Origin of the sequence: Methylobacterium sp. Leaf93, assembly GCF_001422345.1 — a bacterium.
Classification (GTDB): domain Bacteria; phylum Pseudomonadota; class Alphaproteobacteria; order Rhizobiales; family Beijerinckiaceae; genus Methylobacterium; species Methylobacterium bullatum.
The window spans coordinates 135,643-152,462 of sequence record NZ_LMMS01000028.1 but is presented as its reverse complement, the minus strand read 5'-3'; the positions used below and the strand labels follow the sequence as shown (position 1 = coordinate 152,462).

Annotated in this window: 16 protein-coding genes; 6 read left to right on the top strand and 10 right to left on the bottom strand. The window is 64.8% G+C overall.

All coding sequences use genetic code 11. The annotated features are described in order from the left end of the window. Positions 1-210 precede the first annotated feature (210 nt). Positions 211-2,358, bottom strand: coding sequence for a sodium-translocating pyrophosphatase (locus ASF26_RS18425; protein ID WP_056257362.1), 2,148 nt, complete (start codon positions 2,356-2,358; stop codon positions 211-213). A gap of 342 nt (positions 2,359-2,700) precedes the next feature. On the opposite strand from ASF26_RS18425, the gene ASF26_RS18420 reads away from it, so the two are divergent. The 4 genes from ASF26_RS18420 to ASF26_RS18405 are packed head-to-tail and all read left to right on the top strand — an operon-like array spanning position 2,701 to position 5,482. Then, the gene (locus ASF26_RS18420) at positions 2,701-3,291 is read left to right on the top strand and encodes a DUF1285 domain-containing protein (RefSeq protein WP_056257359.1); all 591 of its coding nucleotides are present in this window, start codon (positions 2,701-2,703) and stop codon (positions 3,289-3,291) included. Further along, positions 3,288-3,926: a CoA pyrophosphatase gene (locus ASF26_RS18415; RefSeq protein WP_056257356.1), complete on the top strand. Its 639-nt coding sequence runs from the start codon at positions 3,288-3,290 to the stop codon at positions 3,924-3,926. Before ASF26_RS18420 ends, ASF26_RS18415 begins: the two co-directional genes overlap by 4 nt. Before the next feature lie 33 nt (positions 3,927-3,959). Then, a complete protein-coding gene (locus ASF26_RS18410) occupies positions 3,960-4,217 on the top strand; it encodes a DUF6111 family protein (protein ID WP_056257353.1) in 258 nt (85 codons plus the stop codon). After that, entirely contained in the window at positions 4,214-5,482 is a 1,269-nt protein-coding gene (locus ASF26_RS18405) for a CCA tRNA nucleotidyltransferase (protein ID WP_056257350.1), read from the top strand. The genes ASF26_RS18410 and ASF26_RS18405 overlap by 4 nt, the downstream gene beginning before the upstream one ends. A gap of 14 nt (positions 5,483-5,496) precedes the next feature. Here ASF26_RS18405 and atpC read toward each other — a convergent pair whose 3' ends face one another. The 7 genes from atpC to ASF26_RS18370 all read right to left on the bottom strand — a co-directional run bounded on the left by atpC (position 5,497) and on the right by ASF26_RS18370 (position 11,927). Then, the gene (gene atpC, locus ASF26_RS18400; RefSeq protein WP_056257347.1) at positions 5,497-5,898 is read right to left on the bottom strand and encodes an ATP synthase F1 subunit epsilon; all 402 of its coding nucleotides are present in this window, start codon (positions 5,896-5,898) and stop codon (positions 5,497-5,499) included. A 76-nt stretch (positions 5,899-5,974) separates the two neighbouring features. Next, positions 5,975-6,223: a hypothetical protein gene (locus ASF26_RS18395; RefSeq protein WP_056257344.1), complete on the bottom strand. Its 249-nt coding sequence runs from the start codon at positions 6,221-6,223 to the stop codon at positions 5,975-5,977. 4 nt (positions 6,224-6,227) lie between these two features. Then, positions 6,228-7,688 carry a F0F1 ATP synthase subunit beta gene (gene atpD, locus ASF26_RS18390; RefSeq protein WP_056257341.1) on the bottom strand — a complete coding sequence of 487 codons (1,461 nt, stop codon included), beginning with the start codon at positions 7,686-7,688 and terminating at the stop codon, positions 6,228-6,230. Between the two features lie 46 nt (positions 7,689-7,734). Continuing rightward, positions 7,735-8,610 carry a F0F1 ATP synthase subunit gamma gene (locus tag ASF26_RS18385; RefSeq protein WP_018044915.1) on the bottom strand — a complete coding sequence of 292 codons (876 nt, stop codon included), beginning with the start codon at positions 8,608-8,610 and terminating at the stop codon, positions 7,735-7,737. A 161-nt stretch (positions 8,611-8,771) separates the two neighbouring features. Then, positions 8,772-10,301 carry a F0F1 ATP synthase subunit alpha gene (atpA, locus tag ASF26_RS18380; protein WP_018044916.1) on the bottom strand — a complete coding sequence of 510 codons (1,530 nt, stop codon included), beginning with the start codon at positions 10,299-10,301 and terminating at the stop codon, positions 8,772-8,774. Positions 10,302-10,375: 74 nt separating this feature from the next. Continuing rightward, positions 10,376-10,945, bottom strand: coding sequence for a F0F1 ATP synthase subunit delta (locus ASF26_RS18375; protein WP_056148001.1), 570 nt, complete (start codon positions 10,943-10,945; stop codon positions 10,376-10,378). Positions 10,946-11,231: 286 nt separating this feature from the next. Next, a complete protein-coding gene (locus tag ASF26_RS18370; protein WP_056257338.1) occupies positions 11,232-11,927 on the bottom strand; it encodes a DsbA family protein in 696 nt (231 codons plus the stop codon). Positions 11,928-12,431: 504 nt separating this feature from the next. On the opposite strand from ASF26_RS18370, the gene ASF26_RS18365 reads away from it, so the two are divergent. Then, positions 12,432-13,910, top strand: a complete 1,479-nt coding sequence (locus ASF26_RS18365) for a PAS domain-containing methyl-accepting chemotaxis protein (protein ID WP_056257335.1) — start codon at positions 12,432-12,434, stop codon at positions 13,908-13,910. Positions 13,911-14,045: 135 nt separating this feature from the next. Here the strand turns inward: ASF26_RS18365 and ASF26_RS18360 are convergent, their stop codons facing one another. Beyond that, a complete protein-coding gene (locus ASF26_RS18360) occupies positions 14,046-14,672 on the bottom strand; it encodes a 2-hydroxychromene-2-carboxylate isomerase (RefSeq protein WP_018044920.1) in 627 nt (208 codons plus the stop codon). A 204-nt stretch (positions 14,673-14,876) separates the two neighbouring features. Here ASF26_RS18360 and ASF26_RS18355 point away from each other — a divergent pair, with 204 nt between their 5' ends. Beyond that, positions 14,877-16,118: an argininosuccinate synthase gene (locus ASF26_RS18355; protein ID WP_027172262.1), complete on the top strand. Its 1,242-nt coding sequence runs from the start codon at positions 14,877-14,879 to the stop codon at positions 16,116-16,118. A gap of 50 nt (positions 16,119-16,168) precedes the next feature. Here the strand turns inward: ASF26_RS18355 and ASF26_RS18350 are convergent, their stop codons facing one another. After that, positions 16,169-16,738, bottom strand: a complete 570-nt coding sequence (locus ASF26_RS18350) for a hypothetical protein (RefSeq protein ID WP_056257331.1) — start codon at positions 16,736-16,738, stop codon at positions 16,169-16,171. Positions 16,739-16,820: the final 82 nt, after the last annotated feature.

The following is a 16,820-nucleotide window of genomic DNA, read 5'->3' as shown; positions in this document are numbered from 1 at the left end:
GAAGGTCTCTCGTCAGACTACGATAATCGAGGCGCGACCGTTCTGGGGTGCGCCCGCTGAGCCCGTAGTTATGGCGCAGACGAGAGACCGTCAGGGGGAACGAGAGTGCGATGCGGCGCCAATTGTGCGGCGCCGCACGCGGCGGGCTGAAGCGTCGGTTCGATGCGGGAGATCGGAACGATGCCGCAGGCGACGGAGCAAATACGACCTTCAGAGATGCGCCAGCACTGCCAGCAGAAGCAGAGCGATGATGTTGGTGATCTTGATCGCGGGATTCACGGCCGGGCCGGCGGTGTCCTTGTAGGGGTCGCCGACGGTGTCGCCGGTCACCGCCGCCTTGTGCGCGTCGGAGCCCTTGCCGCCGTGGTGACCGTCCTCGATGTACTTCTTGGCGTTGTCCCACGCCCCGCCGCCGGACGTCATCGAGATCGCCACGTAGAGGCCGGTGAGGATCACGCCGAGCAGGGACGCGCCCACCGTGGCGAAGGCCTGGTTCTTCCCGGCGATCGCCTGGATCGCGAAGAACAGCACGATGGGCGACAGGACCGGCAGGAGCGAAGGCAGGATCATTTCCTTGATCGCCGCGCGGGTGAGCATATCGACGGCCCGCCCGTAATCCGGACGGTCGGTGCCCGCCATGATGCCGGGCTTCTCGCGGAACTGCCGCCGCACCTCCTCCACCACGGCGCCGGCAGCACGGCCCACCGCGGTCATCGCCATGCCGCCGAACAGGAACGGGATCAGACCGCCGAGAAGCAGGCCGACGACGACGTAGGGGTTCGACAGGGAGAAATCGACGGTGACGCCCTGGAAGAAGCGATACTGAGTCGGGCTCGCATTGGCGATGAAGTAGTCCAGATCGCTGGTATAGGCGGCAAACAGGACCAGGGCACCGAGACCGGCCGAGCCGATGGCGTAGCCCTTAGTGACGGCCTTGGTGGTGTTGCCGACGGCATCGAGCGCGTCGGTGGACTTGCGGACTTCCGGTGGCAAACCGGCCATCTCCGCGATACCGCCGGCATTGTCGGTGACGGGGCCGAACGCGTCGAGGGCGACGATGAAGCCGGCGAGCGCCAGCATGGCGGAAACGGCGATGGCGATGCCGAACAGGCCCGCCAGCGAGTAGGTGGAGATGATGCCCGCCACGATGACGAGCGCCGGCAGGGCCGTCGATTCCAGCGAGATCGCCAGGCCTTGGATCACGTTGGTGCCGTGGCCGGTCACGGAGGCGTCGGCGATGGACTTCACCGGGCGGAAGTTGGTGCCAGTATAGTATTCGGTGATCACCACGATGAGCGCTGTGATGACGAGGCCGATCACTGCGCAGCCGAACAAGCCGCCGGAGGTGAAGGTGACGCCGGCATTGGTCTTGAACTCGGTGGCGAAACCGCCGAACAGCGCGAAATTGACCAAGGCGATGGCGACGATGGAGAGCGCGCCGGCGGTGATCAGGCCCTTGTAGAGCGCCCCCATGATCGACTGGTTGGCCCCGAGCCGCACGGCATAGGTGCCGGCGATGGAGGTGAGGATGCAGGCCGACCCGATGGCGAGCGGGTAGAGCAGCATCGCCTCCAACACGTTGCGGCCGCCGACAGCGGTCTGGCCGGCGAAGAAGATCGCCGCGAGCACCATGGTGGCGACGACGGTCACCGCGTAGGTTTCGAACAGATCGGCCGCCATGCCGGCGCAGTCGCCGACATTGTCACCCACATTGTCGGCGATGGTGGCGGGGTTGCGCGGATCGTCTTCCGGAATCCCAGCCTCGACCTTGCCGACGAGATCGCCGCCGACATCCGCGCCCTTGGTGAAGATGCCGCCGCCGAGGCGGGCGAAGATCGAGATCAAGGATGCGCCGAAGCCGAGCGCCACCAGGGAATCGATGACTTCGCGGCTGGCGGGCGCGAGGCCCGAAACGCGGGTGAGGAAGGTGTAGTACAGAGCGACTCCGAGGAGCGCGAGACCGGCCACGAACATGCCGGTGACGGCGCCGGACTTGAAGGCGACGTCGAGCCCCGCTCCGAGGGAGGTGGAGGCCGCCTGTGCCGTGCGGACATTGGCGCGAACCGACACGTTCATGCCGATGAAGCCGGCCGCTCCCGAGAGAACCGCGCCGATGAGGAAGCCGACGGCGACCTTCAACCCCAGGAAATAGGCGAGCGCCACGAACAGGACCACGCCGACGATGCCGATGGTGGCGTATTGCCGGCGCAGATAGGCCTGTGCCCCCTCCGCGATCGCCCCGGCGATCTCCTGCATCCGCTGGGTGCCGGCATCGCGTTTCATCACGTCGTTGATCGTGACGATACCGTAGGCGACGGCGCACAGCCCGCCCAGGATGATAAGCAACAATGCGGTCATTCTACCGTCCTTGCGTTGTTATCGTGATGACGAAGCTCGGCTGGCTGGCCGTGGGACGAGGCGCTTGATGCGTTTTAGGCATTCCCTCCCTGGGATGCCTGCTCTGAGTGCCAAACTTCCGAGACAAGAGCAAATGCTGTCTAGCTATTTTTGCAGCGAATATTTTTGCATTGCACAAATCACTAAGCATTTGATTGAACTCATTCGTATTAGCATGTGCTCGCATTGAGTCTGGAGCAGGATGCAACGCAGCGAAAATTTAAGTGCCAACACTCGCTTCGGCATCGATTCCCAAATTGAGGGCAGTTTCAAAATCTCGGAAACGCGGTATCTCCTGAGACCATGACTCAGGCGGAACAGCAGACACCGGACCCGGCTCTCGCCAGGCTGAGCTTGGCGCTCGACGGGATACCCCAACGCGGGTTGCCGCCGGTGGAACGCTGGCATCCGCCATATTGCGGCGAGATCGACATGCGGATCGCCGCGGACGGAACCTGGTTCCACAACGGCTCGCCGATCCGCCGCCCGGCCCTCGTCAAGCTGTTCTCCTCCATCCTGCGGCGGGAGCCCGATGGCCGCATCGTCCTGGTGACGCCGGTGGAGAGCGTGGGCATCGTCGTGGACGATGCGCCTTTCGCTGCCGTGGAGATGGCGGCGGAGGGGGAAGGCGAGGCCCGGCGCATCGCGTTCCGCACCAATGTCGACGATCTCGTCACCGTCGATGCCGACCATGCCCTTCGCTTCGAGGAAGGCGGCGACGGAGGTTTGCGCCCCTATGTCCATGTGCGCCGCGGCCTCTGGGCGCTCCTCACCCGCGCCACGACCTACGACCTCCTTGCGCTGGGAGAGGAACGCCTGATCGATGGCGTCTCGTGGTTCGGCATCGCCGGCGGCGGCGGCTTTCACACAATCGCGCGCAGCGAAGGCGCATGAGCTTCGACGCGTTGTCCGACCTGCTCGACAGGGCCGGGCGGGGCCTCTCGCCAACTCCACCCAAAACCGACGACCCGATCTCGAACCCGCGCGGAGACCACGACCTCGATCCCATCGGTATCGCGATCCGTCCGGGCAGACCGCACCGGCCGGCGGCGGTGCTGGTCCCCGTCATCGTCAGGGACGGGGAACTCTCCGTGCTCTTCACCGTCAGGGCCTCGCACCTGCGGGACCATTCCGGCCAGATCGCCTTTCCCGGCGGCAAGATCGAACCCTCCGACAGGAGCCCGGCCGATGCCGCCCTTCGCGAAGCCCGGGAGGAGATCGGCCTTCGCCCCGACGACATCCGGATCCTCGGCTATCTCGACCCCTATCTGTCGGCCACGGGCTTCCTCGTGGTGCCGGTGGTGGGGCTCTGCGCGGGAGGGACACCGCTCGATCTCGATCCGGCCGAGGTGGCGGACGTCTTCGAAGTCCCGCTCGCTCGCCTGATGGACCCGGTTCGCCGCCGGCTCGGCGTCGGGGTCTGGCAGGATCGCCCGCGCCGCTACTACGCGATCCCTTTCGGCGACCGCATGATTTGGGGTGTGACGGCAGGGATCGTGAACAATCTCCACGAACGCCTGTTTCCGTGACATGACGGGCTTCCACCACCCCGTGAAAGCCACATGATCCGTCGCCTTTTCGAAGAAGCCCTCATCTTCCTGCTGCCCTTCGTGCTGTTCGGCCTCTATCTCGCGATCAGGGGCCGCAACCCGCGTCATGGCGCCCATTGGGAAGGGTCGGTGTTCCGCCTGACCATGGGAGGGCTCGTTCTGGTGATCCTGTCTCTCATCGTCGTGGGGTTGACCGGCGAGAAGCATCGCGGCGGCTACGTTCCGCCGAGGATCGAGAACGGCCAGGTCGTTCCCGGTCATTTCCAATGACGAGCCGTGATCTTCAGCGGGATGGGCTGAAAGCTCTTCTTGCGGATCCGGCCATCTCGCACGTGCTTTCCGTGCTGAAGGCGGCGGGAGAGGAAACCCGGATCGTCGGTGGGTCCGTCCGCGATGCCCTGCTCGGGCGGGTCGGGTCCGACATCGATCTCGCCACCACTCTGCTGCCCGAGGATGTGATGCGGCGGGCAACGGCCGCTTCCCTGAAAGCGATCCCCACCGGGATCGAGCATGGAACGGTGACGATCCTGTTCGACGGCCGGGCGTTCGAGGTGACGACCCTCCGGGAGGACGTCGAGACCGACGGGCGGCATGCGGTGGTGAGGTTCGGGCGCGATTTCGCCCGCGATGCCGAGCGCCGCGATTTCACCATCAACGCCCTGTCCCTGAACGGGGACGGCGCCTTGCACGACACGACGGGAGGCGAAGCGGATCTTCACGCGGGCCGCGTCCGCTTCATCGGGGATGCGGCGACCCGAATCCGCGAAGACGCTTTGCGCATCCTGCGCTTCTTCCGCTTCCATGCCCGCTACGGCATCGGAGCACCCGACGAGGAGGGGTTACGGGCAGCGGCCGACGCGGCAGAGGCCCTCGACGGCCTGTCGCGCGAACGGGTCCGTTCGGAACTCCTGAAACTTTTAGAAGCGCCGGGCGCCGTCCAAGCCATCGCAGAAATGAGGGGAGCCGGGCTGCTGACGCGCGTCATCGGGACCGAGGGGCGTCTCGACCGCCTCGAACGGGCCGTTTCGGCGAATGCGGATCATCGCTTGCCGCTGGGGGCTGTCGCACGGCTCGCCGCCCTGGCGGTCGATTCCGACGCCGATGCCGAGCGACTGAGACAGGCGCTGCGATTGTCTAACGAGGAGCAGGCCTGTCTTCAGGCGTATGCGGCGGCGAGGCGGGCGATCGAGCGTCTGCCCGTCATTGCGGCGGCAGATATACGGCGGCTCGTCGCGACGCAGGATTTGGGCGGCTTGGCCCTTGTCGTCGCCGTGATGGACGACCACCGAAAGGGTCAGATGAGCGTGGAGGCCCGCCTGGCCTTCGAGCAGTTCCTCGAAGGCACCCAACCCGTACCCGTCTTTCCCCTAAGCGGGGGTGACCTCATCGCGGCGGGCATCCAACCGGGCCGTTCGATTGGGAAGGGCCTCGCAGCGAGCAATGCTCTCTGGCTTGGACGGGGATGTCCCTCTGGAGAGGAGGAGCGCGCCCTCCTCCTCGACCATGCCGTCTCCATCGCCCGCTCAAACGCCTAAGCGCGGCGACGGAATTAGAAGTTGAGGGCGACCTTGGCGTCCTGAAGCTGGACAATCTGGCCGGTGATCTCATCCTTCTTGGCGAAATCCTCGGTGGCATCGCGCTGCAATTCGAGGGCGGCGATATCCTTGTCGAGGGAATCGGGAGTGATTTCCTCGAACGGGTTAGCTCGCTCGGCGATCACGGTGACCATAGTCGGACCGATATCGGCGAAGCCACCGCGCACCAGCACGCGCTTGCCGGCATGCCCCGCCTCGTTGATGACGATGACGCCGACCTTGAGGGCGGTGAGAACCGGAGCATGACCCGGCAGCACGGTCATCTCGCCCTCGACGCCGGGAAGCTGCACGGCCTCGATCTGACCGGAATAGACCGTCCGCTCGGGGCCGACGAAATCGAACTGGAAAGTGGCCATGACGTCGCGAGTCCCGATTCGGGTTGTCATTTAGAACCGATGGCGCAGCGGCCTGAGCCCTGCGCCATAATGTGTTTCAGGCGCGTGCCCGACCGGCGACGAAGCCAACCCCCAGGCCGAGGGCCGCACCGATCACGGCGAAGATGCCGATGTGCTGCATCTGGCCGGTGGTCAATGAGCCGCCGTTGGTACCTGCCGGCTTGTCGCCCTGAACCTCAAGGCTGAAGTCGCCGATCTTGATCTCGGCAGCCTGAGGCCGGGTAAGATACCCGGCCAGGGCGCCGACCACGAGTCCGACGAGGAGAAGGCCAATCTTGGCGTTCATGCGCTCAGGCCGCGGCGGCGATCTTCTTCGCCTTTTCCTTGGCGTCCTCGATCGTGCCGACCATGTAGAACGCCGCCTCCGGCAGATCGTCGTAATCGCCGTTCACCAGGCCCTTGAAGCCCTTGATCGTGTCAGCCAGGGGGACCTGGATGCCGGGCGAGCCGGTGAAGATCTCGGCCACCGAGAAGGGCTGCGAGAAGAAGCGCTCGATCTTGCGGGCGCGGGCGACGGTGAGCTTGTCCTCTTCCGAGAGCTCGTCCATGCCCAGGATCGCGATGATGTCCTGCAGGGCCTTGTAGCGCTGCAGGGTCTGCTGGACGCGGCGGGCGACGTCGTAATGCTCCTCACCGAGAACGGCGGGGTTGAGCATGCGCGAAGTCGAGTCCAGCGGATCGACGGCCGGGTAGATGCCCTTCTCAGCAATGGAGCGGGACAGCACGGTCGTTGCGTCCAAGTGGGCGAACGAGGCGGCGGGGGCCGGATCGGTCAGATCGTCGGCCGGCACGTAGATGGCCTGCACCGAGGTGATCGAGCCCTTGGTGGTGGTGGTGATGCGCTCCTGCAGGGCGCCCATGTCGGTGGCCAGCGTCGGCTGGTAGCCCACGGCGGAAGGGATGCGGCCGAGGAGAGCCGACACTTCCGAACCGGCCTGGGTGAAGCGGAAGATGTTGTCCACGAAGAACAGCACGTCCTGGCCCTGGTCGCGGAAATCCTCGGCGATGGTGAGGCCGGTCAGCGCGACACGCGAGCGGGCGCCGGGGGACTCGTTCATCTGGCCGTAGACGAGCGCACACTTGGAGCCTTCGGCCGAGCCGTTGTTCTCCTTCGGGTCCATGTTGACCTTGGACTCGATCATCTCGTGGTAGAGATCGTTGCCCTCGCGGGTGCGCTCACCGACGCCGGCGAACACCGAGTAGCCGGAGTGCACTTTGGCAATGTTGTTGATGAGCTCCATGATCAGCACGGTCTTGCCGACGCCGGCGCCGCCGAACAGGCCGATCTTGCCGCCCTTGGCGTAAGGGGCGAGGAGATCGACCACCTTGATGCCGGTGACGAGGATCTGCGACTCGGTTGACTGCTCTGCGTAGGACGGCGCGGGCTGGTGGATGGCGCGCAGGGTGTCCGACTGGATCGGGCCGGCCTCGTCGATCGGCTCGCCGATGACGTTCATGATGCGGCCGAGGGTGTTGAAGCCGACCGGTACCTTGATGGCTTCGCCGGTGTCGGTGACTTCCTGGCCACGAACGAGGCCTTCCGACGTGTCCATGGCGACGCAGCGCACGGTGTTCTCACCGAGCTGCATGGCCACTTCGAGAACGAGGCGGTTGCCGTTGTTCTTGGTCTCAAGGGCGTTGAGGATCTCCGGCAGGTGGCCGTCGAAGTGAACGTCGACCACGGGGCCGATGACCTGGGTGATCTTGCCGACCTTGTTGGAGCCGGCGCCGGGGAGAGCGGTGTTCGCCATGTTACGGGTCCTTCGAATATGTTGCGGTCAGGGCGACAGGTAGCGCTTAGAGCGCTTCGGCACCCGAGATGATTTCGATGAGTTCCTTGGTGATCATGGCCTGACGCGTGCGGTTGTAGATTTGCGTCTGCTTCTTGATCATCTCGCCCGCGTTGCGCGTGGCGGAATCCATGGCGCCCGTGCGTGCGCCCTGCTCGGAGGCCGCGTTCTCCAGGAGAGCACGGAATACCTGGACGGTGAGGTTGCGCGGCAGGAGCGTGTCGAGGATCGCTTCCTCGCTCGGCTCGAACTCCAGAGCGGCATCCGGAGCTGTACCCCCGGCTGCGGGCAGCTCGGCCGGGATGAGCTTCTGGGCGGTCGGCACCTGGGCGATGACGGAGCGAAAGCGCGAATAGAACAGCGTCGCTACGTCGAATTCGCCGTCGTCGAAACGCGAGATGATGCTCTGCGCGATCTCGGCGGCGAACTCGTAATCCACCGGCTTGTTGCCGCGCAGGTCACGGCTCTCGATGATCTGGTCGCGATACTGGCGACGCAGGAGATCGTAGCCCTTCTTGCCGACCGTGACGATCTTCACCGTCTTGCCCTCGGCCGTCAGCGTGCGGATGTGCTCGCGGGCCAAACGCACGATCGACGAGTTGAAGCCGCCGCAGAGGCCGCGGTCAGCCGTGCAGACAACCAGCAGGTGAACCTTATCGGCTCCCGTGCCGGACAGAAGCTTCGGACCCTGGACGCCACCGACGAGGTTCGCGGCGAGGTTACCGAGCACCTGGGACATCTTCTCGGCATAGGGGCGTGCGTTCTCGGCGGCATTCTGCGCCCGCCGCAGCTTTGCGGCGGCGACCATCTGCATCGCCTTGGTAATCTTCTGCGTGCCCTTCACCGAAGCGATGCGGTTACGCAGATCCTTCAAACTCGCCATGGGGTGACTTCCAGATCCGTTCGGTGCAGTTCGACGCCATCTCTCTTCCCCTCGAGTGAGGAAGAGCCGGAGTTGGGGGTGGTGTCGAAGAGGTCTCGGCCGGTCCGGCACACCTCCACCCCAGTCCCCTCCCCGCTAAGGGAGGGGATCATCGACTGGCTTTAGGCCAGCGACTTGGCGACGCTCTCGACGACGCCCTTCAGCGTCTTCGCGCTGTCGTCGGACAGATCCTTCGAGTCACGGATCTTGGTGAGCAGGTCGGCGTGCTTGGTGCGCAGGGTCGAGAGCAGCGCGTCCTCGAAGGGACGGACCTTCGACACGGGCAGAGCGTCGAGATAGCCGTTCACGCCGGCATAGATCACCGCGACCTGCTCTTCCATCTTCAGCGGCGAGAATTGCGGCTGCTTCAGGAGCTCGGTGAGGCGCGAGCCGCGGTTCAGGAGCTTTTGGGTCGAGGCGTCGAGATCCGAGCCGAACTGCGCGAAGGCAGCCATCTCGCGGTACTGGGCGAGCTCGCCCTTGATCTTGCCGGCGACCTTCTTCATCGCCTTCGTCTGTGCCGACGAGCCCACGCGGGACACCGAGAGGCCGACGTTCACCGCCGGACGGATGCCCTGGTAGAACAGGTCGGTCTCGAGGAAGATCTGGCCGTCGGTGATCGAGATCACGTTGGTGGGGATGTAGGCCGAGACGTCGTTGGCCTGGGTCTCGATGACCGGAAGCGCGGTCAGCGAGCCGTTGCCGGCGGCGTCACCCATCTTGGCGGCGCGCTCGAGCAGGCGCGAGTGCAGGTAGAACACGTCGCCGGGATAAGCTTCGCGGCCCGGCGGGCGGCGCAGCAGCAGCGACATCTGGCGGTAGGCCACGGCCTGCTTGGAGAGATCGTCGTACACGATCACGGCGTGCATGGCGTTGTCGCGGAAATACTCACCCATGGCGCAGCCGGCGAAGGGGGCGATGAACTGCATCGGTGCCGCGTCGGAGGCGGTGGCGGCGATGACGATGGAGTATTCCAGCGCGCCGTTGTCCTCGAGGGACTTCACGAACTGCGCGACGGTGGAGCGCTTCTGGCCGATGGCGACGTAGACGCAGTAGAGCTTGGCGTTCTCGTCGGTGCCCGCATGGGCCGGCTTCTGGTTGAGGATCGTATCGAGGGCGATGGCGGTCTTGCCGGTCTGGCGATCGCCGATGATGAGCTCGCGCTGGCCGCGGCCGACGGGTATCAGGGCGTCGATGGCCTTGAGGCCGGTGGCCATCGGCTCATGCACCGACTTGCGCGGGATGATGCCGGGCGCCTTCACGTCGACGCGGCGACGCTCGGTGGTGGCGATGGGGCCCTTGCCGTCGATGGGGTTGCCCAGCGCGTCGACGACGCGGCCGAGGAGTGCCTTGCCGACCGGTACGTCCACGATGGCGCCGGTGCGCTTGACGGTCTGGCCTTCCTTGATGTCGCGATCGGACCCAAAGATCACGATGCCGACGTTGTCCTGCTCGAGGTTGAGAGCCATGCCGCGCACGCCCGACTCGAACTCGACCATCTCGCCGGCCTGGACGCTGTCGAGGCCGTAGGCGCGGGCGATGCCGTCACCTACGGAGAGCACTTGGCCTACCTCGGTGACTTCGGCGTCCTGGCCGAAATTCTTGATCTGCTCTTTCAGGATCGCGGAGATCTCGGCAGCGCGGATGTCCATCGTCTGGCCTCTTTAAATTCGGAACGAAGTTGCTGTGGAGAAAACGGGAGCGGTCGTGCGCCGGGGCGCCGACCTCAGGCTTCCCGCATCGCGAGTCGAATACCGTTGAGCTTGGTCCGCAGGGACGCATCCACCATCCTGCTGCCGATCTTGACGATGAGACCGCCGATCAGGGCCGGATCCACCCGCAGGTCGAGATCGATCTCGGACCGGGCGACATCGCGCAAAGAAGCCTTGATCTCTTCAAGGACGGCGTCGGAGGGGCGCTCGGCCACCGTGACTTCGGCCCGCACGATGCCCTTCGAAGCAGCCACGAGCCGATTGAAGCAGCGGATCATGTCCGGCAGCACGAACAGGCGCCGGTTTGCGGCGGCGAGACGGATGAAGTTGGCGCCGAGCCCAGTGATCCCGGCCTTGTCGAGGATGGCGCCGATGGCGGCTTCCTGCTGCTCGCCGGTGAAGACCGGGCTGCGCACGAGGCGCATCAGGTCGGCGCTCTCGTTCAAAAGGCCGTCGAATTGCTGAAGGCTCGCGGCCACCGCATCGATCTGGCGCTCGTCGCGGGCCAGCTCGAACAGTGCGGAGGCATAGCGACCTGCTACGCCTGCAACCGGGGAACCCGCCTCGGAACTGGTCTGCGCCACGCGCCACTCTCTCTTTTAATCCGGCCCGAGGTTCCGGCCCATGACACCGTTCTCGGCGTCGGCTCTGAAACCGTCAGGAATGGGAACCGCCTCGAAATACAGGTCTGAAACCCGTCCTCCCGGCGCGGCGAGGGCCTAGCATGCGTGTTGGGGAGGCGCAAGACGAAGACGGCTCTGCATAAGCTTGTGCGGCGCGCGGTCATGCGATCATCCCCAATCCGCGCAAACGATGGCGAAGGTGAGGCGCGGACCGGGTGGCATCGGTCGGGGCCTACGACGAGGACCGTCAACAGGCGATCTGGTCGCAACGGCGCATGGCGCCGATCATCCGGGCGAGGGATTTCGCTCCCGGATGCCCGAGCAGGCCGGTATTGCCGAGGACGTAGGAGGGAGTCGCCACGAGGCCGAGGTCGGCGGCCATCCGCATCTGCGCCCTCAGGGCGAGTCGCACCTCGTCGCTGTCGGCGATCGTCTCGATCTCGGAAGCGGAAACACCCAGGGGGGCGGCAACCTGAAGCGCGCCGCTGCCGTCGATCTTGCCCGGCTTGGCGAGGAGCCTCTGGTAGAGCGTCCAGGCTGCGGCTGAGCCCAGCTTGCGCTGGATCGCCAGGGCGACCTTCGCCGCCTGCGCCGATTGCGGCGAGAGAATCGGATTGTTGACGAGCCCGATCCGCAAAGCGGCATCGCTTGCGGCGAGCGACACCATGTCGACCGCCGCCTTCCGGCAATACGGGCAATTGTAGTCGAAGAACTCGTAGAGCGTGATTTCCGCCTCGCGGGCGCCCACGTATGTGACACCCTTCAACGCTGGGATTTCTCCGACGATCTCGCCCGGGAGCCGCGTGTTCGCGATGGGTCGGCCGTCGTCGTTATCGACCTTGAAGGTCTGGCCGTATCCCTGGGCCACACTCGTGCCGGAGGAGGCGACGAGAGAGGCTAGGCTCACGGCCCCGGTTAGGAAAGTTCGACGGTCGATGGTCATGGGAACCAAGCCTCGAATGTGCGCGGCTTCCAATCATTCGGCACCGCAGGTCGCGCCTCTTAATCCCGGTTCGTGACCGTATCCAGTCCGCCGGTACCCGCAACGGGGATCGTTCCGGCACAACCAGTCCGTCCGTCAATGAGATATCGTTCCATGTCCCAGAACTGGGCACCTAAAAGGGCCTCCGCTTCGTCTTACCAAATATCAAAATAATCCGAGAAACAGTCGACATTGTATAATCCTGAAGGCAGAACTGACATAGATTTATACGGAAATATATAGTTCTATTTGAGAAATACTAAACTCAATGGCGAGTGCACTCACCTGATTTGAAATACAAATACATCTTGTTCACTTTTTATAACGCTATCGTGATGGGCGATTTCTGATTTTTGCGATCCATTGATGATCTCGTTAACTTGGCAGATAGAAACGCGTGCGTATCAAAGATTGCAGGGTCGAGCGCGGCGATCCACCCCCAACCCTTACGCGTCAAATAGGGTGATGAACTTCTTCACGAACAACGATCGCCGGTCCAAGATCGACGCACTGGATCGCTCTCAGGCGGTCATCGAATTCGATACCGATGGCAAGGTACTGACGGCCAACGGGAATTTTCTTGCTGCAATCGGCTACGAACTGTCCGAGATCCAGGGCAAGCACCACAGCCTGTTCGTCGAACCGGCGTTCCGGGAGAGCCAGGATTACCGTGCCTTCTGGACCGCCTTGGCCGCCGGCACCTTCCAATCCGGCGAGTTCAAGCGCATCGGCAAGGGCGGGCGCGAGATCTGGCTGCAGGCCACCTACAATCCCATCCTCGGACGCGACGGCAAGACCACCAAGATCGTCAAGTTCTCGTCCGACATCACCGAACGGGTGATGCAGTCGATCAACAACGAGGGTCAGATCAAGGCCCTCCACCGCTCTCAGGCGGTGATCGAGTTCGCCCTCGACGGCACCATCCTCACTGCCAACCGGAACTTCCTCGACGTGATGGGCTACGACCTGTCCGAGATTCAGGGGAAGCATCACAGCCTGTTCGTCGATCCCGCTCTGCGCGCCGGCGCCGAATACAAGAGCTTCTGGGACGAGCTCGGCCGCGGCGAGTATCAGGCCGACGAGTACCGGCGGATCGCCAAGGGCGGCCGCGAGGTGTTCATTCAGGGCACCTACAACCCGATCCTCGACCGTGCAGGACGCCCGCTGAAGGTCGTCAAATTCTGCATCGACGTGACGCGGCAGGTGCTGGAGCGCAAGCGCCGCGCCGACATCCAGATCTCGATCGCTACCGACCTCAACGCCATCGCGGGATCCGCCTCCGGTGCGTCGCAGCAGGCCGGTCAGGCCGCGCTGGCTTCGACGCAGGTCTCCGCCGACATCCAGACCGTGGCGTCCGGCGCCGAGGAGCTTGCGGCCTCGGTGTCCGAGATCAGCATGCAGGTCACTCACGCGTCCGAGATTTCCGGTCAGGCGGTCAGGCAGGCTCAGGAAACCGGCACCATCATCGCCGGCCTGTCCGGTGCGGCGACCCGGATCGGCGAGGTCGTCGCCCTGATCCAGGGCATCGCGGCACAGACCAACCTTCTCGCACTCAATGCCACGATCGAGGCGGCACGGGCCGGTGAGGCGGGGCGGGGCTTCGCCGTGGTCGCCACCGAGGTGAAGGCGCTGGCCGCCCAGACTTCCAAGGCCACCGAACAGATCACCGCTCAGATCGCGTCGACCCAGCAGGCGACGCAGGACGCGGTGGGGGCCATCACCTCGATCCAGGACACGATCATGACTCTGAACGAGGTCGCGAGCGCGATCTCGGCCGCGGTGGAGGAGCAGAGCGCCGTCACCCGTGAGATGTCGGCCAGCATGCAGACCGCCTCGAACGGCGTCACCCTCATCACCGGTAGCCTCAGCGAAATCGCCCGCTCCACCGAAGAGGTCGACGAGGCCACGCAGAAAGTCAGAACGGCCTCACAAGAGGCTGCCTGAAGCTTCACCGGTCCTGATTCTATCGAAGCGAGAAATGCGGTCGCGGCCCGACAAGGCTCGCGACCGATCTTTTTTCATGACGCCGCCTCGCGGCCTCGAATTAACCCGGCCGTTTCGGAGAGGGATCAGTGGCGCCTATCGCATCGCCCCCGGCCGGTCCCCGGTCGCCCAGGCGAGAGCCTGCTCAAGCCGGTCGTTGCCCCAGAACAATTCGCCGTCGCCGGTCAAAAAGGTCGGGGCGCCGAAGATGCCGCGCGAGCGCGCCTCCTCTCCGTTGACGCGCAGACGCCCCTTGTTGCCCTCCAGAGCCGCGGCCTTGAGGATCACGGTGCCGTCGAGACCGAGCCGGTTGAGGATTCCGGCCACGGCCTGGGGTTCGGCGATGGAGTGCCCAACGGCGAACTGGGTCTCGTAGACGGCTTTCGAAAACGGAACGAGCCAGTCGTGATCCATGCCATAGGTGGCTGCGCGCGTGGCGCTCAGGCTGTTCTGCGGGAACGGGTCGGGCCGTTTCAGCGGCGGCAGGCCTTGCCGCGCCGCCTCACGCTCTACGTCCCGCCACATATGCCGTCCCTTGGCGGGGAAGAGATTGAACGGAGAGGAATTCCAGCCCTGGCTGGCGAAGATGGGCCCCAGGAGAAACGGCCGCCATCGCAGGTCGACGCCGGCGGCCTGCGCCATCGCATCGATCCGCATGGCCGCCAGGTAGGAGTAGGTGGAGGAGAACTCGTACCAGAATTCGAGGGTCGGCCGTCTCGGCATTCGTCGAATCTCCGGCGTGGGATCAAGAGTGGGGTCGGATTACGCAGTTTCGGCTGTCGCGCCCAGGGCGGCAACAGGGTCCGCTGCCGCGGCCGTGGAAAGCGGGGCCGATACCTCTGCAACGTCTCCTGCGGCATGCCGGTTGCACGACGCGGCTCTCGGCTGATAAGTCGCCCCCACGTCACGAGAACCGAAGCGAGCCCCATGTCAGACGCGAATCCGAAGCCCGTCAACAAGGTCGTGCTCGCCTATTCCGGTGGCCTCGACACCTCGATCATCCTGAAATGGCTGCAGACCACCTATGGCTGCGAGGTCATCACGTTCACGGCCGATCTGGGCCAGGGCGAGGAACTCGAGCCCGCGCGAAAGAAGGCCGAACTGCTCGGCATCAAGCCGGAAAACATCTTCATCGAAGACCTGCGCGAGGAGTTCGTGCGCGACTACGTCTTCCCGATGTTCCGTGCCAACGCGGTCTACGAGGGCGTCTATCTCCTCGGCACCTCCATCGCCCGCCCGCTCATCGCCAAGAAGCAGATCGAGATCGCCGAGCGTCTCGGCGCCGACGCGGTCTGTCACGGCGCCACCGGCAAGGGCAACGATCAGGTCCGGTTCGAGCTCGGCTATTATGCCTTGAAGCCCGATGTGACCGTCATCGCCCCCTGGCGCGAATGGGACCTCAAGAGCCGTGAGCAGCTGATCGCTTTCGCCGAGCAGCACCAGATCCCGATCTCCAAGGACAAGCGCGGCGAGAGCCCGTTCTCAGTGGACGCGAACCTTCTCCACGCCTCCTCCGAGGGTAAGGTCCTGGAAGATCCGGCCGATGAGGTGCCGGATTACGTCTACTCGCGGACCCTCTCGCCGGAAGAGGCCCCCGACACCCCGACCATCGTCACGATCGGCTTCGAGAAGGGCGACGCGGTTTCCATCGACGGCGAGGCACTGTCACCTGCCACGCTTTTGGCCAAGCTCAACCAGCTCGGCCACGACAACGGTATCGGCCGCCTCGATCTCGTGGAGAACCGCTTCGTCGGCATGAAGAGCCGGGGCATGTACGAAACGCCGGGCGGCACGATCCTGCTGCCGGCCCACCGCGCCATCGAATCGATCACGCTGGACCGGGGCGCGGCGCACCTCAAGGATCAGATCATGCCGCAATATGCGGAGCTGATCTATAACGGCTTCTGGTTCTCGCCCGAGCGCGAGATGCTCCAGGCTCTCATCGACAAGAGCCAGGAAATGGTCACCGGCGAGGTCCGGCTGAAGCTCTACAAGGGCGGCATCCACGTCATCGGCCGCACCAGCCCGAACTCCCTCTACGATCAGGACCTCGTTACCTTCGAGGAGGGCGCGGTGGCCTACGATCACCGCGACGCGGCGGGCTTCATCAAGCTCAACGCCCTGCGCCTGCGCACCCTGGCCCAGCGCAAGAAGAAGCTCGGGGCATAGGCCTGAAGAATCCACCCCTCCCCCGTCGCGGGGAGGGGTTCAAGCGGCGCTCAGACCGCGGCCCAGCGGTTGCCGGCCTTGCCAAAAAGGCCGGGGGCGAGATCGCCGTACCGCAGGAAGATCTGCAAGACCGGCTGCATCTCGTGATGCACGGAGGGAAGTTCTGTTCCCACCCCATAGGGCTCTGCCGTGTCGAAGGCGGGGACGTCGCGGGCCTCGTCCCAGAGCAGGTTGAGCTTCGGAATCAGAGCCAGATGTTCGGCCGTGACGTCGAAGGTGACGTGCTCGGGCGTCTCCCCCGTCGCCTCGTCGCGAAACACGTCGCCGACATCCTCCGAAGACAACTTGGCCAGGGTGTTGTGGTAGGCGTAGCGCCCCGGCTTCAGAACCGCGTTGTGGAGGAAGACCGCGAGCGCATCGCCGAGCGCCCGATGTTCCTCGTCCGCCCCGTCATCGTCCCCGGTGACGTTGAAGATGTCCCCGTCGCGGTCGGTGCTGCCATAGGGTGCGTCGGGATGCACGATGGGCGCGCCCTGCCCGGCCGGGTTCCAGGCCACCACCATCCGGCGGATCAGGGCGATCCGCTCGAGGGTGAGGTCGAAGGTTGTGCTGTCGGCCATGTCGTGTCCGCTACCGATGTGGTGTTCGTCTTGCCTCGTATCCGCCCCATCACGGGCCGGCCCCGGCCGCCTGCCGGGCAAT

Coding starts and splice junctions, on each gene's coding strand:
- atpD (WP_056257341.1), bottom strand. CDS start 7,688: ATGGCGAACACCGCTCTCCCCGGCGCCGGCTCCAACAAGGTCGGCAAG.
- ASF26_RS18355 (WP_027172262.1), top strand. CDS start 14,877: ATGTCAGACGCGAATCCGAAGCCCGTCAACAAGGTCGTGCTCGCCTAT.
- ASF26_RS18365 (WP_056257335.1), top strand. CDS start 12,432: ATGAACTTCTTCACGAACAACGATCGCCGGTCCAAGATCGACGCACTG.
- atpA (WP_018044916.1), bottom strand. CDS start 10,301: ATGGACATCCGCGCTGCCGAGATCTCCGCGATCCTGAAAGAGCAGATC.
- ASF26_RS18370 (WP_056257338.1), bottom strand. CDS start 11,927: ATGACCATCGACCGTCGAACTTTCCTAACCGGGGCCGTGAGCCTAGCC.
- ASF26_RS18360 (WP_018044920.1), bottom strand. CDS start 14,672: ATGCCGAGACGGCCGACCCTCGAATTCTGGTACGAGTTCTCCTCCACC.
- ASF26_RS18420 (WP_056257359.1), top strand. CDS start 2,701: ATGACTCAGGCGGAACAGCAGACACCGGACCCGGCTCTCGCCAGGCTG.
- ASF26_RS18425 (WP_056257362.1), bottom strand. CDS start 2,358: ATGACCGCATTGTTGCTTATCATCCTGGGCGGGCTGTGCGCCGTCGCC.
- atpC (WP_056257347.1), bottom strand. CDS start 5,898: ATGGCCACTTTCCAGTTCGATTTCGTCGGCCCCGAGCGGACGGTCTAT.
- ASF26_RS18385 (WP_018044915.1), bottom strand. CDS start 8,610: ATGGCGAGTTTGAAGGATCTGCGTAACCGCATCGCTTCGGTGAAGGGC.
- ASF26_RS18350 (WP_056257331.1), bottom strand. CDS start 16,738: ATGGCCGACAGCACAACCTTCGACCTCACCCTCGAGCGGATCGCCCTG.
- ASF26_RS18395 (WP_056257344.1), bottom strand. CDS start 6,223: ATGAACGCCAAGATTGGCCTTCTCCTCGTCGGACTCGTGGTCGGCGCC.
- ASF26_RS18415 (WP_056257356.1), top strand. CDS start 3,288: ATGAGCTTCGACGCGTTGTCCGACCTGCTCGACAGGGCCGGGCGGGGC.
- ASF26_RS18410 (WP_056257353.1), top strand. CDS start 3,960: ATGATCCGTCGCCTTTTCGAAGAAGCCCTCATCTTCCTGCTGCCCTTC.
- ASF26_RS18405 (WP_056257350.1), top strand. CDS start 4,214: ATGACGAGCCGTGATCTTCAGCGGGATGGGCTGAAAGCTCTTCTTGCG.